Origin of the sequence: Streptomyces coacervatus (assembly GCF_029223485.1) — a bacterium.
Lineage (GTDB): Bacteria > Actinomycetota > Actinomycetes > Streptomycetales > Streptomycetaceae > Streptomyces > Streptomyces coacervatus.
Map to the genome: position 1 here is coordinate 206,538 of NZ_JARHTP010000013.1, position 13,305 is coordinate 219,842.

The window sequence follows — 13,305 nt, forward strand, 5'->3', positions numbered from 1 at the left end:
CCGACCCCCGTCTGTCACATCTATGACAGCCCATCAGGTATGCCGCCCATGAAGGGGTAACGGCCGGGCAAATGCGCGATCAAGTTGACGGGTGCGAGTGGGGAAGCGGGCAATGCCCAAAGCCCCGGATGCAGGGCTCCGATCAGCAGCGGTCCCGGTCGGCTGCGGCGATACGAGCCCGATCCACGCGGCGGCACGGCATTCGTCAGCAGGCGGACGACCAGCCGCTCCCGCCTGGTGCGGCCGAAGCCGCGCAGGAAGCCGAGGGCCTCCAACGCGGCCTGGGTGACGTGGAGTTCGGAACGCACACGAGCCAGATAGCGGGTGGCCTCGCGGGTGTTGCGCGGCACCTCGACCGCGCCCAGCGCCTCTGCGACCGGGGCGACCTGCGCGTAGTAGGTGTCGCATTCGGCGGGGGTGAGCCGGGAACGGCGCCGTGCGTAGATCTGATGGCCGGCCAGGAAGCTGTACACCTCGGGGGTGTGCACCCAGGTCAGCAGCTCGGGATCGTCCGCACGGTACGGCCGCCCGTCCGGCGCAGTCCCGTGGACCTGGGTGTGGATCCGGCGCACCAGGCCGATCGCCTCGCGGCCTACCGCCCGCGCGTCCCCACCAGCCTGCTCGCCGTAGAGATCCCCGCCCCCGATCTGCCCGCCGGCGAACCCGCCGCGGACGGCGAGGTCGACGGCTTCGACCAGCCGACGCTCGACCCCCGCTGGTCCACGCTGCGCCGCCCCGCGACACCCGACTGGGTCACGCTCACCGCCCGCCCGTCCCACCTGCGGCTGCACGGCGGCCGTTCCCCGCAGAGTCTGGTCGGCCCCAGCATGGTCGCCCGCCGAGTGCCGTCCCCCGACGGCGCGTTCGAGGCGACGATCGAGTACCGGCCGCGCTCCTTCCGGCACTTGGCCGGGATCACCGCGTACCACAACACGCGCAACTGGTACTTCCTGCACGTCACCGCCGACGACGAGGGACAGGCGGTGCTCCGCGTGGCGCGCTGCGACCGCGGCGAGTTGAGCGTGGACGAGGCCGACGGAGTGCCCCTCGGCGAGGCCCGCCGACTGCGTCTCGGCCTGGACCTCCAGGGCGCAGTCCTGCGCTTCCGCCACGACAGCGGAGACGGCTGGCAGCGCATCGGCAGCCCTCTCGATGCCACGGTGCTGTCCGCCGAGCACGCCGAGGAGTTCGAGAACGGACAGATCCGGGCCCTCGGTTTCACTGGCGCGTTCGTCGGCCCATGGGCCTGGGACCTGACCGGAGGGGCCTGACTGCGGACTTCGACGAGGCGGCCTGGCGGGACGCTCCCTGACAGGTCCGGCAGGCATCCGTCCGCACGGGGACTTCGCGTCCCCCCGTCACATTCCCCCGTCGGGATCCGTCAGCGAAGCGACCGAGCAACACGGACCCACCGGGATGGACGACACGATGCTGACCAACGTCATGTACACAACGCTCTATGTCACCGACCAGGACCGCGCGCTGAGGTTCTACACGGAGCAACTGGGCCTGGAGAAGCGCATCGACTTTCCGGGCCCTCAGGGACGCTTCCTCACCGTGGCCACCCCCGGCAGCCCGCTCGAGATCGTCCTGTGGCCGCACGCTCCGGCCGCGGGGCAGCCGGCCGAGCGGGAGACGGGCGCCGAGCGGGAGACGGGCGCCGTGCCCGGTCCGCTCTTCCTGGAGTCGGACGACCTGAGGAAGGACTTCGAGCTGTTCCGCGGCCGGGGCGTGACCTTCGACCAGCCCGAACCGGAGGAGTACCCGTTCGGGATCCGCATCGAGGCGGTGGACCCGGACGGCAACCGGATCTCGCTCCGTCAGCGGAACCAGGGAGGCCGCGACGAGAACTGACACCCCCTGACCACCCCCTCGTGGCCGGTGCCGTTGCGGCGCCGGCCACGAGGCGTTTCCAGGCCTCGGAGCCAGCCCGTGAGACCACTTCGTGATAGGAGAGCCAAGATTTTCTCGCAATATGCGTTACAAGCACGCAGTCCCCTGCTAATGGATCCAGTACGCCCTCATAGCCGGCGCCGCCGCCACAGCCCTGCTCGCCACCGCCTGTTCCGGAGCCGGAGCCAGCGGTTCGCCTCGGGCGCCGTTGACACCGCCGAGATCGTCACGGCCACCTATCCGCTGGAGGACGCCGCCAAGGCCTTCGCGGCGTCCGTCGACCCCGAGCAGGTCAAAGTGCTGGTCACGGTGGACGGTCCGTGAGTCCGGGGTCCGGACAGGCCCCGGACCCCAACGGCTCGTGTGGGAAACTGCGAGACCTGAGCGACCGGGAAGGAGGGGCGCCGTGACCGCCCGTACGCGCTTGTCACAGGCGGCCGTCGAGGAGCGGCGCCAGGCCGTGCTGCGGTACGTCGCCGAGCACGGCGAGACCCGTATCGACGACCTCGCCCGGCACTTCGACATCAGTCTGATGACGATGCACCGGGACCTGGACGACCTGGCCGGGCGCCATCTGCTGCGCAAGGAGCGGGGGCGGGCCGTCGCCTTCCCGGCCCTCACCATGGAGACCGCCACCCGCTTCCGCGAGAACAGCGCCCTCGCGGCCAAGAACGCACTGTGCGCGGCCACCGCCGCCCGGATCAGGCCGGGCAGCACGCTGCTGATGGACGACTCGACGACGCTGTTCCCGCTGGCCACGGCGCTGGCCCGGCTGGATCAGCTGCACGTGGTCACCAACTCCGTCGGCCTCGCGCAGCGTCTGGGGTCCGCGCCCGGCGTGAGCGTCACCCTGCTGGGCGGCCACTACCGCGGCGACTTCAACTCCTGCACCGGTCCCTCCGTCACCCGCGCCCTGTCCCGGATCCGGGCCGACCTCGCCCTGATGTCCGCCACCGCCGTTCTGGAAGGCCACCTCTTCCATCCCTTGACCGACTACGTCGAGGTGAAGCTGGCCATGCTCGCCTCCGCCGAAGTGTCCCTGCTCCTGGCGGACCATTCGAAGTTCGGCAAGACCGCCACATACGCCTACGGCACCGTGGCCGACTACGACACCGTCATCACCGACACCGGCACCACCAAAACGGAACTGGCGGCCATGCGCGCCCTCGGTGTGCCGGTCGAGACGGTCGAACCGGAAGAGCCCACCCTGTGATACGCACCCTTTTCGAAACACCGAGCGCCTACCGCCCCAGCGACGCCGAGACGGCCGCGCCCGTGCCCCCGGTCCAGGCCGTGCTGTTCGACTTCAGCAACACCATCTTCCAGATGATCGACCTGGAGACCTGGCTGCGCCGGGTGGGCGCCGCGAGCGGCCGCCTCACCGAGCTGGACCGGCCCGGTGCGGTGGCCGGGATCTCCGACCAGTTGCACACCGCTTTCCGGCTGCCCTCCGTCGTCGCCGTCCAGGAGGGCCGCGACCTCTCGCCCGAGCAGCACCGCCGCGCCATGCAGGGGTGGTGGGAGCAGGTGGATTTCCTGCGCGGCGCGGAAGACGCGGCCTACCGCGAGCTCACCGCCCCGGACGCCTGGATCCCGTATCCGGACACCGGACCGGTCCTGCGTGCCCTGCGCGAGCGCGGACTGCGCGTCGGCATCGTCAGCGACTTCGCCTGGGACCTGCGCATCCACCTCGTCCACCACGGGCTCGACTCCCTGGTCGACACCTGCGTCATCTCCTACGAGCAGGGCCGCGAAAAGCCCGACCCGCAGCTGTTCCTGAAGGCCTGCGCCGACCTCGGCGCCGACCCCCGCGCCACTCTCATGGCCGGCGACAATCCGGTCCGCGACGGCGGCGCGTCCGCCTGCGGCCTGCGTACCTTCATCCTGCCGGCGGAGTTCCGCACCGGGGAGCGTGGCCTGGCGGACGTGCTGCGGCTCGTGACCTGACACCATGTGACAGGAGTACGTGCGTCGACCAGCCCCTGGGCCGATACGTCACGAGTGCTTCGGCGGTTGGATCCACCCCAGGGACCGCTCGACGGCTCGCTTCCAGCTTGCGTATTCCCACTCCCGCCGTTCGGGGTCCATGTCGGGCAGCCACTGGGCGGCCCGGTGCCAGTTGCGGCGCAGGACCTCCAGATCGGGCCAGTAGCCGGACGCCAGACCGGCGGCGTAGGCAGCGCCCAGCGACACCGTTTCGGCGACCAGGGGCCGTACCACGGGAACATCGAGCACATCGGCCAGGATCTGCATGAGCAGATGGTCGGACGTCATGCCTCCGTCGACCTTGAGCTGCTTCAGGGCGAGCGCGGAGTCGGCGTTCATGGCGTCGACGACCTCGCGGGTCTGCCAGCCGGTGGCCTCCAGGACGGCCCGGGCCAGGTGCCCTTTGGTGATGTACGACGTGAGGCCGACGATGACGCCGCGGGCGTCGCTACGCCAGTGGGGTGCGAACAGGCCGGAGAACGCGGGCACGATGTAGCAGCCGCCGTTGTCCTCGACGGTGCGCGCCAGCGTCTCGATCTCGGGTGCGCTGTTGATCAGGCCCAGCCGGTCGCGGAACCACTGGACCAGCGAACCCGTGACGGCCATCGGGCCTTCCAGGGCGTAGACCGTGGGCTGGTCCGCGATCTTGTACGCGACCGTGGTGAGGAGGCCGTGCTGGGAGCGCACGAGGTCGGTGCCGGTGTTCATCACCAGGAAGCTGCCGGTCCCGTAGGTGCATTTCGCCTCGCCGGGCGAGAAGCAGGTCTGTCCGAACAGGGCCGCCTGCTGGTCGCCGAGGGCGGCCGTGATGCGCACGCCCGGGAGCACGGCGCGGGCCTCGCCGTAACTCTCGGCCGAGGAGCGGATCTGCGGCAGCATCGGGCGCGGGACCCCGAAGAAGTCCATCATCGCCTCGTCCCAGGACAGCGTCCGGATGTCCATCAGCATGGTCCGGCTGGCGTTGGTGGCGTCGGTGATGTGCAGGCCGCCGTCCTGGCCGCCGGTGAGATTCCAGATCAGCCAGCTCTCCATCGTGCCGAACAGCACCTCGCCGTCCCGGGCGCGCTGCTCCAGCCCGCCGATGTGGTCGAACAGCCAGCGGATACGGGGCGCGGAGAAGTACGTCGAAGGGGGGAGGCAGCAGTGTTCGAGGAAGAACTCGTCTCCGGGCTGTCGGCTCAGCTCCTCGACGAGCGGGGCGGTACGGGTGTCCTGCCAGACGATCGCCCTGCCCAGCGGGACCCCGGTCCGCCGGTCCCAGAGCACCGTCGTCTCCCGCTGGTTGGCGATCCCCATGGCCGAGATCTGGCCCGCGTCTATACCGGCGTTCGACAGTGCCTCGGGTACGACGCGCTGGAGATTGCGCCAGATCTCGACGGCGTCGTGCTCGACCCAGCCGGGCCGGGGGAAGTACTGCCGGTGCTCCCGCTGGGCGACCGACACCAGCCGCCCGCCGTGGTCGAACAGGATGCATCGCGTGGAGGTGGTGCCCTGGTCGATGGACATCACATACCGCTCAACCATGATCGGCCCTGCCTTCCGATGTGTCGCGGAGGTGCTGGGGGCCTACCAGCGGGCCGCGCCCAGGTCTCTGGAGATCGCGCGTGCCGCCTCCCGCAGCACGGTGATCAGGGCCGGTTGAGGCCGGCCTTTGGTGTCGCAGATCCGCTCGACGGCGCCGGACACCCCGATCGCGCCCACCACGAGACCGCCCTGTCCTCGGATCGGCGCGGCGATTCCGGCCTCGCCCATGCTCATTTCCTGCACCTCGGCGCCCCAGCCGAGATCCCGTATCTCGCCGAGCGCCCGGTTGAGCTCCTCCCGGTGGACCAGGGTGTGCCGGGTGTACGACTCCGGTGCGGCCTCCATCAAGGCGTCGACGGGCACGACTCCGTAGGCCAGCAGGACCTTGCCGAGCGAGGAGGCGTGCAGCGGCAGCAGTGCGCCGACGTCCAGGGTCTGCAGGGTGTCGTCGGGCCGGAAGACATGGTGGATGACGAGGACCTTGCCCTCCAGGGGCGTCCCCAGGCGGACGGCCTCCCCGCTGCGGGCGGCCAGGGCGTCGGCCCAGTTGATGGAGCGCGAACGCAGTTCGTTCACGTCGAGATAACTGGTGCCGAGGTGCAGCAGAGCCGCCCCGAGCTGGTACTTCCCGGTCGCCGGGTCCTGCTCCACGAAGTCCACATGTTGCAGGGTGCGCAGGATTCCGTGGGCGGTGCCCTTGGCCAGGCCCAGCGACGACGCCACCTCGCCCAGCCCCATCCGACGGGATCCGCCGGCGAGCAGGCGCAGGATCGCCGCCGCCCGTTCTATGGACTGGACTGGGCCGGCCATGAAGCGATGGTAGTCCGAGTTTTTCCGGTTTGGGACTGCCGTTCGGTAATGCCGACCTCAGTTCATTGACCGGTCGCAATTCCCTCCTTAGCGTGCCATCACCCCCTGCCCGGGGCCGACGGCGGTTCCCCGAGGAGGAGACATGACAACAGCGCAGCTCGACGCCGCGCCTCGCGGGGATGCCGAACACGTCTTTCCGCTGCCGCACACCCCGGGGGCCGTCTCGGTCGTACGCCGGCGCATACGGTCGATCCTCGCCGACTGGAACCTGGCCGCGGACATCGCCGAAGACGTACTGCTGGTGGTCTCGGAGCTGCTCACCAATGCCATCGTCCACGCGCTGCCCCCGACGACGCTGAGGCTCTCCCGGAGTCACGCGGACATGGACGTATGCAGAGCGGTGCGTGTCGAAGTGACCGACAGGGGGCCGGTGACCCCGGCAGGGCTGTCGGCCTCCGCTGTCGACCCGGACGAGCACGGCCGGGGTCTCGGCATCGTCACCGCGCTGGCGGCCCGGTGCGGCGTGGACGTGCACGCGGGCGGGACCAGCCGGTGGGCGGAGCTGCCGTTCGGGCGGAGCTGAGGCTCACCGAGGTCGAAGGTACGGTCCACGACCGGGGTGAAGGAGCCCGAGACGAGACCGGCGTTGACGAACGCGACCGCGCGGGCCAGGCGCTCGGGGTTCGTGGTGATCTCGAAGAGGGTGTAGGTGCTGCTGGTCAGCGCCGGGAAGGACGGTGCGTTGGGCAGCGGGGTGGGGCGCGGGTCGAGGGCGCCGTAGACCACCAGGGAACCGCCGGGGGCGATGCCCTGGGCGAGGGTCTCGACGCCTGGGCCGGCTACGAGGTCGAAGGCCAGGCGGACGCCCTCGCCGCCGGTGATCTCCTTGATGCGGGCGGGGAGGTCCTCCTCATCGGTGACGATGACGTGGGCCGCGCCGGCGTCCAGGAGGCGCTGCTTCTTGGCGGCGCCGCGCGTGGTGGCGATCGGGATCGCGCCGACGTGGCGGGCGACCTGAATGGCGGCCAGGCCGACGCTGCTGGATGCCGCCGTGATCAGGACGTGGTCGCCGGGACGCACCTGGCCACTCTCGGCGAGGGGGCCGTAAGCGGTGATGCAGGCCATCCACACAGCCGCTGCCTGGACGGGGTCGACATCCGCGGGGCGAGGCACCACGGCCGAGGCCGGGAGGAGGACGCGGTCGCCGTAGGTGCCGTACTCGCTCTGCAGGAACGCCGGCACGACCGCGACCGGATCGCCCTCCGCGAAGGCGCCCACGCCCTCGCCGACCGCCTCGATGACGCCTGCGGCCTCGTAACCGAGCGTGGAGGGGAAGACCGGCTCGTAGAAGTAACCGCCCTCGCGGTACATGATCTCGGCCCGGTTCAGGCCGATCGCATCCACGCGGATTCGCACCTCTCCCGCACCCGGTACACCTGCCTCCGTGTCGCGGAGAGTCAGGACCTCGGGGCCGCCGAGCCGGTCGAACAGTACAAGTCTTGCCATGGCGCATCCGTCCTAGGGCCTGTCTGACAATGCCCAGGGCCGTATCGGCGGTGTCTATGAGGGCGGTGTGGAACGCGGTCTAGGACGCGCCGTCGCTGGCAGCCTCGCTGCGGTGCGGCTCCAGGCGATCGACCGCTTGCTCGCTCCATGCCCGGATGACTGATGCCTGCTCGGGGGTCAGTGAGTCGAGGAAGTGGCGGCGGATGTTGCCGCCGTGCACGAGGATGGCGCTCTGGGCGGCGCGGCGGCCCTCGGCGGTCAGCCCGATCCCCGCGCGGCGACCATCGGCCCCGTACTGGGTGCGCTTGACGAAGCCGCGTTTTTCCATGCGCGTCAGCTGATGTGAGACGCGGCTCTTGTCCCAGTCGAGCGACTCGGCGAGCTCGCCGACACGCATCTCGCGGCCGGCGGCCTGCCACAGCGTCACCAGCACGCTGAACTCGGCCTTCGAGATGTCGCAGTCATGCTGGAGACCACGCTCCAGCTCCCTGGTGAGCAGGCGCTGCGCGCGCATCCAGGTATCCCAGAACTCCCACTCCTCGGGTTCCAGCGATTGAGTCTCCGTCATGTCGCCGAGGATATCGCGACCAGCAGAGTTGTCACTTCAACTCCCTCCAATCTAGAGTTGACGTGACAACTCTCTCGGAAGGAAGACCATGTCACTTCGCATCGCAGTCATCCTCGGAAGCACCCGCCCCGGACGCCGCGGCGACCAGATCGCCGCCTGGGCGCTGGAGGCCGCCCGTGCCCACGGCGGCGCCGACTACGAACTCATCGACCTCGCCGACCACAACCTCGGCAACCTCGACGAGCCCGGCAACCCGAACCTCCAGCAGTACCAGCACGACCACACCCGCGCCTGGGGCGCACTCATCGACAGCTTCGACGGCTACGTATTCCTCGTCCCCGAGTACAACCGCTCCTACCCCGGAGCCCTGAAGAACGCCCTGGACTACGTCTACCGGGAGTGGAACGACAAGGCTGCAGGGATCATCAGCTACGGCGGCTGGGTCGCCGGGGCACGGGCCGCCGAGGCGCTGCGGCTCGTCCTCGCCGAACTCCAGGTGGCCACGGTCCGGGCCCAGCCCACCATCTCGACACACCCCTCGTTCCACACCGGCACCTTCGTCCCCCAGGAGGGCCTCGACACCGCCGTAGGCGGCATGCTCGACCAGGTGATCGCCTGGTCCGGCGCCCTGCGCGGGGTGCGCCATGCCAAGACGCAGACGCCCACGGCTGCATGAGGCCCAGTTCGTGACCGATCACGTGACAGGACGCGGCGAGCTGACGGACGCAGCATGGGAGGCGCTGAAGCCCCTGCTGCCGGCTGCCGATGGACCAGGCCGTCCGTGGCGCGACCACCAGCAGGTAATCAACGGCGTGTTATGGCGGTTGCGCACCGGTGCTCCCTGGCGTGACCTGCCGGAACGCTACGGACCGTGGCAGACGGTCTATGAGCGGTTCGCCCGTTGGGAGCGGGACGGGACCTGGGCCCGCCTCCTGGAGCAGATTCACGCACGCGACGACTCCGTCGGAGCGGCGGAATGGACGGTGTCGGTGGACTCCACCATCAACCGCTCCCACCAGCACGCGGCCGGCGCCCGGAAAAGGGGGCGGGCGCGAACGGCGGGCTGGAAGATTCGGCACGCTCGGCGGCCGACCAGGCACTGGGCCGCTCCCGCGGCGGGCTGACCACCAGAGTCCATCTCGCCTGCGACGGCCAGGGCCTGCCCATGGCTGTCGTCCTCACCCCCGGCAACGTCAACGACTGCACCGTGTTCAAAGCGGTACTGGAATCTGTGCGGGTGCCTCGGGCAGGCGCCGGGCGTCCGCGGCAAAGACCCGACACGGTCATCGCGGACAAGGCGTACTCATCACGGGAGGTCCGACAGGACCTGCGGCGCCGGGGCATCCGCGCAGTCATCCCGGAGCGGACCGACCAAAGGGCCAATCGCCAGCGCCGCGGCAGAGCCGGTGGCAGACCACCGGCCTTCGACCCCAAGCTCCACAAAGCCCGCAACGTGGTCGGGCGCTGCTTCAGCCGCCTCAAGCAATTCCGAGCCATCGCAACGCGCATCGACAAACTGGCAACCCGCTACCGGGCCGGACTCCACATTGCCTCACTCATCCTTTGACTCCGCCAACCCCCTCACGAACGATTGCCAGACACGACCTAGGGGCGGGAATGGGCGAAATGCACCGAGTCCGCTCGGTGCCGGCACGCACCTTGCCCCAAGGTTCGATGGCCGTCAAATTTCTAGCACCATCGAAATAACCGCCTGCCTGCACACCTCGCCCGCGAGCGGGGGCGATCAGGCGACGTCAGGCCGCGCCCGCCTCGGCCTCCGTGGTGGAGGCGGCTACCACGGCCGACAGCAAGCCGGGGAACCGCTCCTCCATCTCATCCGTGCGCAAAGTGTTCATCTTCGACGTCCCCTTGTAGTACTGCCGGATCACGCCGGCCTCGCGCAGCACGTTGAAATGGTGGGTGAGCGTCGAGGGCGAGACCGGAGCGTCGAAGGTGCCGCAACTCATGTCCTCACCGGTTCGCGCCAGTTGGGCCACCACCATGCGCCGAACCGGATCCACCAGCGCCTCCAGAGCCTGCTGCAGCGAGACCTCCGACAGGTCGGGGTGCTCCACTGTCCGAGCGACGGTACGGGGGCGGGCCACGGTGACTCCTTGGGATGACATCGATGCGGTCAGGCCACAGTACGACCGTCATCGAAAATGGGCCTGGTCTCCAAGAGCCGCCTCACACGTCTCACTGGTGTCGGCCGCACAGCCGAGGCCGCCCTCCCGCGTGCGGTCGGCTGCGCACGCGACGAGACGAGCCGAGCCTACGTGGTGCTCTTGAGGTGGCCGGCCCTGCTCAGATGGTCTCCTCACCCTGTGCTTGTCGACCCTGTGCCGGTCGGGTGGTTGCCGTTGCCGGGGGACGGCGGGTTCGGGTGCGGAAGGTGCGGCGGTAGGTGTCCGGGGGCACCCCGAGGGTGCGGTTGAAGTGCCGGCGCAGGGTCGTGGCGGTGCCCATGCCGGTGGCCGTGGCGATGGTGTCGATGCTGTCGTCGGTCTTCTCGAGGAGTTCCTGGGCGTGGCGGATCCGCTGGGCCAGCAGCCATTGCAGGGGGGTGGTGCCGGTTGCCGCGCGGAAGTGCCGGCCCAGGTGGCGTGAGCTCATCCGGGCTTGGCGGGCCAGGTCCTCCACGGTCAGCGGCCGGCCGAGCCGCTCGATGATCCAGGGGAACAGGGCCGTGAGCGGGTGGCCGTCCTGGTCGGGCACCGGGGCGGTGACGAACTGGGCCTGGCCGCCGGACCGGTGCGGGGGGACGACCAGCCGGCGGGCGACGGTGTTGGCGATCGACGAGCCGTGGTCGAGGCGGACGAGGTGTAGGCACAGGTCCAGGGCTGCGGCCTTACCGGCAGAGGTGAGCACACTGCCGTTGTCCACGTAAAGGACATCCGGGTCGACCTCGACCTCGGGGTAGCGGGCGGCCAGGACGTCGGTGTGCGCCCAGTGCGTGGTGGCCCGCTTCCCGTCCAGTAGGCCGGCTGCGGCCAGCACGAACGCGCCGGTGCAAAGGGAGGCCACGCGTGCGCCGCGCTCGTGGGCCGTGCGCACGGCGTCGACCAGTTCGGCGGGCGGGTCCACGTCGACGTCGGCCCAGCCGGGAACGATCACTGTGTCGGCGTCCCGCAGTCGGTCCAGGCCATGATCGGGCTCCAGGCGGAACCGGCCGAACGGCACGGTGTCCGGCCCGCAGACGGAGAGGTCGTACCAGGGGACGGTGACCGCGTCCGGGGCGACGCCGAAGACCTCGTGGGCCACGGAAAGTTCGAAGTGCAGCATCCCGTCGGTGACGGCCAGCGCGACAGATCTCATGTCCGAAACTGTACGGGCCATGTCGTTTCAGACCATCACGGTTACCTGTTCAACCACGCCAGGATGGTCGCAGTCGAGTGGTTGACCGGTTCGAACACGGGAGAGAAGTCATGGCAGCGGGGCAGACGGTGACGGTGTACGGCGCGTACGGGCACACCGGCCGGTTCGTGGTGGCACACCTGCAGGAGCGCGGATTCATTCCGGTCCTGGCCGGGCGGGATGCCGACAAGCTGAAGGCGCTGGCGGACGAGTACCCCGGACTCGACGTCCGCCCGGCATCGGTCGACGACCCGGCATCACTCGACCACGCAGTGGCCGGCGCGGCAGCCGTCATCAACTGCGCAGGGCCGTTCGCCACGACGGCCGCCCCGGTGATCGAAGCGGCCCTGCGAGCAGGGATCCCGTACGTCGATGTGGCAGCCGAGATCGAGGCCAACGCCGACACCTTCGCGCACTTCGCGGACCGGGCCCGCGACGCCGACGCGGTGGTCGTCCCCGCGATGGCCTTCTACGGCGGCCTCGGCGACCTGCTGGCCACCGCCGCGATGGGCGACTGGAAGAGCGCGGACGAGGCGCACATCGCGTACGGACTGAACAGCTGGGAGCCCACCCAGGGGACGCGCGCCGCGGGCAAGGTCTCCGCCGAGCGGCGCGGCGGCCGCCGGGTCCGCTTCACCGACGGGCAGTTGGAGTACCACAGCGACGACCTGCCCACCCTGAACTGGTCCTTCCCCGAGCCCATGGGCGCGCGGGCCGTCATCGGCGAGTTCACGATGGCGGACGTCGTCACCATCCCCAGTCACCTCTCCATCCCCGAGGTGCGCACCTACATGACCACCGAGGCGGCCGGCGGCGTCACGGGACCGGACACGCCTGCGCCCACCGCGGTCGACGAGCACGGTCGGTCCGCGCAGACCTTCCTCGTCGACGTCGTCGTGCGCTCCGGCAACAGCGAACGCCGCGCCGTGGCCCGCGGCCAGGACATCTACGCCGTCACCGCACCGCTCGCGGTCGAAGCCGTCGACCGCATCCTCACGGGACGTACCAGGACGACCGGCGTCGCCTCCGCCGGGGACCTCTTCGACGCCGCCGACTTCCTCCGCGCACTGTCCCCGCACATCACCGTGGAACTGCGCCGCTGAGGAGCGGGCCAGCTGCACCAGCCGGGCACACGGCACCGACCGCGAGCAGGGTCCGCCCGGTTCAGCTCGAACACCTCGATGTGCCGGACCAGGAGGCATGCGCTCTCCGAAGAGCACCAGCACGCACTAACGCGTCCCACCTCAGGCGGACCTTCGGGTGGAGTCCGGAGGAAGAAGGGTGGACCCGACCGGCGGAGCACGACACGTCTGACTACGGGTCACCGGCGCCTCCGAGGAGGCGCGCCCAGAAGTAATTCGGTCATCGCCCGGGCATCTCGCCGCCGATCGGGCTTCGCAGACCAAACGCCGGGGACAACCACGCAGGCCAGTATGACCAGCGCGCCGAACAGAGGGATGAGGGCGATCCACGGGTAGGCCACTGCGACGGGTATCAGGGCACCCCCTGAAACCAGGTTCAGCAGCGGCCGGGCCCTCACGGGTCGGTAGTGCTCGCCATGCGCACAAGGTCCTCTCGGTCCAAGGAGCTTCGGGCTCCAACCGCCTTCCACAACGTATTACGCCGACACATCTCCGACGTCGTTTATGGAAGCGCCTCGCACC

At 69.9% G+C, this 13,305-nt stretch carries 15 protein-coding genes and 1 pseudogene; 9 read left to right on the plus strand and 7 right to left on the minus strand.

Translation table 11 applies throughout. The annotated features are described in order from the left end of the window. Nucleotides 1-20: 20 nt before the first annotated feature. The gene (locus tag P2Q00_RS30050; protein WP_275776294.1) at nucleotides 21-572 is read right to left on the minus strand and encodes an oxygenase MpaB family protein; all 552 of its coding nucleotides are present in this window, start codon (nucleotides 570-572) and stop codon (nucleotides 21-23) included. On the opposite strand from P2Q00_RS30050, the gene P2Q00_RS30055 reads away from it, so the two are divergent. The 5 genes from P2Q00_RS30055 (at nucleotide 558) to P2Q00_RS30075 (ending at nucleotide 3,840) form a co-directional block, all read left to right on the plus strand. Continuing rightward, nucleotides 558-1,271, plus strand: a complete 714-nt coding sequence (locus P2Q00_RS30055; RefSeq protein WP_275776295.1) for a beta-xylosidase family glycoside hydrolase — start codon at nucleotides 558-560, stop codon at nucleotides 1,269-1,271. The genes P2Q00_RS30050 and P2Q00_RS30055 overlap by 15 nt on opposite strands. A 145-nt stretch (nucleotides 1,272-1,416) precedes the next feature. Next, complete coding sequence (locus P2Q00_RS30060; protein WP_275776296.1) at nucleotides 1,417-1,854, plus strand: VOC family protein; 438 nt, start codon at nucleotides 1,417-1,419, stop codon at nucleotides 1,852-1,854. Between the two features lie 150 nt (nucleotides 1,855-2,004). Next, nucleotides 2,005-2,217 (plus strand): hypothetical protein, encoded by a 213-nt coding sequence (locus P2Q00_RS30065; protein ID WP_275776297.1) that lies wholly within the window; start codon nucleotides 2,005-2,007, stop codon nucleotides 2,215-2,217. Nucleotides 2,218-2,299: 82 nt separating this feature from the next. Continuing rightward, a complete protein-coding gene (locus P2Q00_RS30070) occupies nucleotides 2,300-3,106 on the plus strand; it encodes a DeoR/GlpR family DNA-binding transcription regulator (RefSeq protein ID WP_275776299.1) in 807 nt (268 codons plus the stop codon). Beyond that, on the plus strand, nucleotides 3,103-3,840 hold the full coding sequence (locus P2Q00_RS30075; RefSeq protein WP_275776301.1) for an HAD family hydrolase: 738 nt from the start codon (nucleotides 3,103-3,105) through the stop codon (nucleotides 3,838-3,840). Before P2Q00_RS30070 ends, P2Q00_RS30075 begins: the two co-directional genes overlap by 4 nt. Nucleotides 3,841-3,888: 48 nt before the next feature. On the opposite strand, the gene glpK is transcribed toward P2Q00_RS30075, so the two are convergent. Together glpK and P2Q00_RS30085 are read right to left on the minus strand one after the other, a co-directional pair. Then, complete coding sequence (gene glpK / locus P2Q00_RS30080; RefSeq protein ID WP_275776303.1) at nucleotides 3,889-5,403, minus strand: glycerol kinase GlpK; 1,515 nt, start codon at nucleotides 5,401-5,403, stop codon at nucleotides 3,889-3,891. 42 nt (nucleotides 5,404-5,445) lie between these two features. Then, entirely contained in the window at nucleotides 5,446-6,213 is a 768-nt protein-coding gene (locus P2Q00_RS30085) for an IclR family transcriptional regulator (RefSeq protein WP_275776306.1), read from the minus strand. Nucleotides 6,214-6,355: 142 nt separating this feature from the next. On the opposite strand from P2Q00_RS30085, the gene P2Q00_RS30090 reads away from it, so the two are divergent. Next, complete coding sequence (locus tag P2Q00_RS30090; protein ID WP_275776308.1) at nucleotides 6,356-6,796, plus strand: ATP-binding protein; 441 nt, start codon at nucleotides 6,356-6,358, stop codon at nucleotides 6,794-6,796. Nucleotides 6,797-6,810: 14 nt separating this feature from the next. On the opposite strand, the pseudogene P2Q00_RS30095 reads toward P2Q00_RS30090, so the two are convergent. Continuing rightward, nucleotides 6,811-7,719: pseudogene (locus P2Q00_RS30095) on the minus strand (zinc-dependent alcohol dehydrogenase family protein); the annotation flags it as partial. A gap of 79 nt (nucleotides 7,720-7,798) precedes the next feature. Continuing rightward, nucleotides 7,799-8,287 (minus strand): MarR family winged helix-turn-helix transcriptional regulator, encoded by a 489-nt coding sequence (locus P2Q00_RS30100; RefSeq protein WP_275776310.1) that lies wholly within the window; start codon nucleotides 8,285-8,287, stop codon nucleotides 7,799-7,801. Nucleotides 8,288-8,375: 88 nt separating this feature from the next. Here P2Q00_RS30100 and P2Q00_RS30105 point away from each other — a divergent pair, with 88 nt between their 5' ends. Both P2Q00_RS30105 and P2Q00_RS30110 read left to right on the plus strand, forming a co-directional pair. Next, nucleotides 8,376-8,963: an NADPH-dependent FMN reductase gene (locus P2Q00_RS30105; protein ID WP_275776312.1), complete on the plus strand. Its 588-nt coding sequence runs from the start codon at nucleotides 8,376-8,378 to the stop codon at nucleotides 8,961-8,963. A 22-nt stretch (nucleotides 8,964-8,985) separates the two neighbouring features. Next, nucleotides 8,986-9,854 (plus strand): IS5 family transposase gene (locus P2Q00_RS30110; protein WP_275776499.1). Its coding sequence is split into 2 segments (ribosomal slippage): nucleotides 8,986-9,325 and nucleotides 9,325-9,854, totalling 870 coding nucleotides; the frame shifts between segments, so codons are not numbered across the junction. A gap of 187 nt (nucleotides 9,855-10,041) precedes the next feature. On the opposite strand, the gene P2Q00_RS30115 is transcribed toward P2Q00_RS30110, so the two are convergent. Both P2Q00_RS30115 and P2Q00_RS30120 read right to left on the minus strand, forming a co-directional pair. Continuing rightward, nucleotides 10,042-10,362: an ArsR/SmtB family transcription factor gene (locus tag P2Q00_RS30115; RefSeq protein ID WP_425579631.1), complete on the minus strand. Its 321-nt coding sequence runs from the start codon at nucleotides 10,360-10,362 to the stop codon at nucleotides 10,042-10,044. 229 nt (nucleotides 10,363-10,591) lie between these two features. Then, nucleotides 10,592-11,602, minus strand: a complete 1,011-nt coding sequence (locus tag P2Q00_RS30120; RefSeq protein WP_275776316.1) for a helix-turn-helix domain-containing protein — start codon at nucleotides 11,600-11,602, stop codon at nucleotides 10,592-10,594. Nucleotides 11,603-11,712: 110 nt separating this feature from the next. Between P2Q00_RS30120 and P2Q00_RS30125 the strand changes: the two genes are divergently transcribed. Further along, nucleotides 11,713-12,744 (plus strand): saccharopine dehydrogenase family protein, encoded by a 1,032-nt coding sequence (locus tag P2Q00_RS30125; protein ID WP_275776318.1) that lies wholly within the window; start codon nucleotides 11,713-11,715, stop codon nucleotides 12,742-12,744. Nucleotides 12,745-13,305: the final 561 nt, after the last annotated feature.

Excerpts from the sequence above, each read along its gene's own strand:
- P2Q00_RS30060 (WP_275776296.1), top strand. The coding sequence starts at position 1,417 with ATGGACGACACGATGCTGACCAACGTCATGTACACAACGCTCTATGTC.
- P2Q00_RS30065 (WP_275776297.1), top strand. The coding sequence starts at position 2,005 with ATGGATCCAGTACGCCCTCATAGCCGGCGCCGCCGCCACAGCCCTGCT.
- glpK (WP_275776303.1), bottom strand. The coding sequence starts at position 5,403 with ATGGTTGAGCGGTATGTGATGTCCATCGACCAGGGCACCACCTCCACG.
- P2Q00_RS30085 (WP_275776306.1), bottom strand. The coding sequence starts at position 6,213 with ATGGCCGGCCCAGTCCAGTCCATAGAACGGGCGGCGGCGATCCTGCGC.
- P2Q00_RS30090 (WP_275776308.1), top strand. The coding sequence starts at position 6,356 with ATGACAACAGCGCAGCTCGACGCCGCGCCTCGCGGGGATGCCGAACAC.
- P2Q00_RS30100 (WP_275776310.1), bottom strand. The coding sequence starts at position 8,287 with ATGACGGAGACTCAATCGCTGGAACCCGAGGAGTGGGAGTTCTGGGAT.
- P2Q00_RS30105 (WP_275776312.1), top strand. The coding sequence starts at position 8,376 with ATGTCACTTCGCATCGCAGTCATCCTCGGAAGCACCCGCCCCGGACGC.
- P2Q00_RS30120 (WP_275776316.1), bottom strand. The coding sequence starts at position 11,602 with ATGAGATCTGTCGCGCTGGCCGTCACCGACGGGATGCTGCACTTCGAA.
- P2Q00_RS30125 (WP_275776318.1), top strand. The coding sequence starts at position 11,713 with ATGGCAGCGGGGCAGACGGTGACGGTGTACGGCGCGTACGGGCACACC.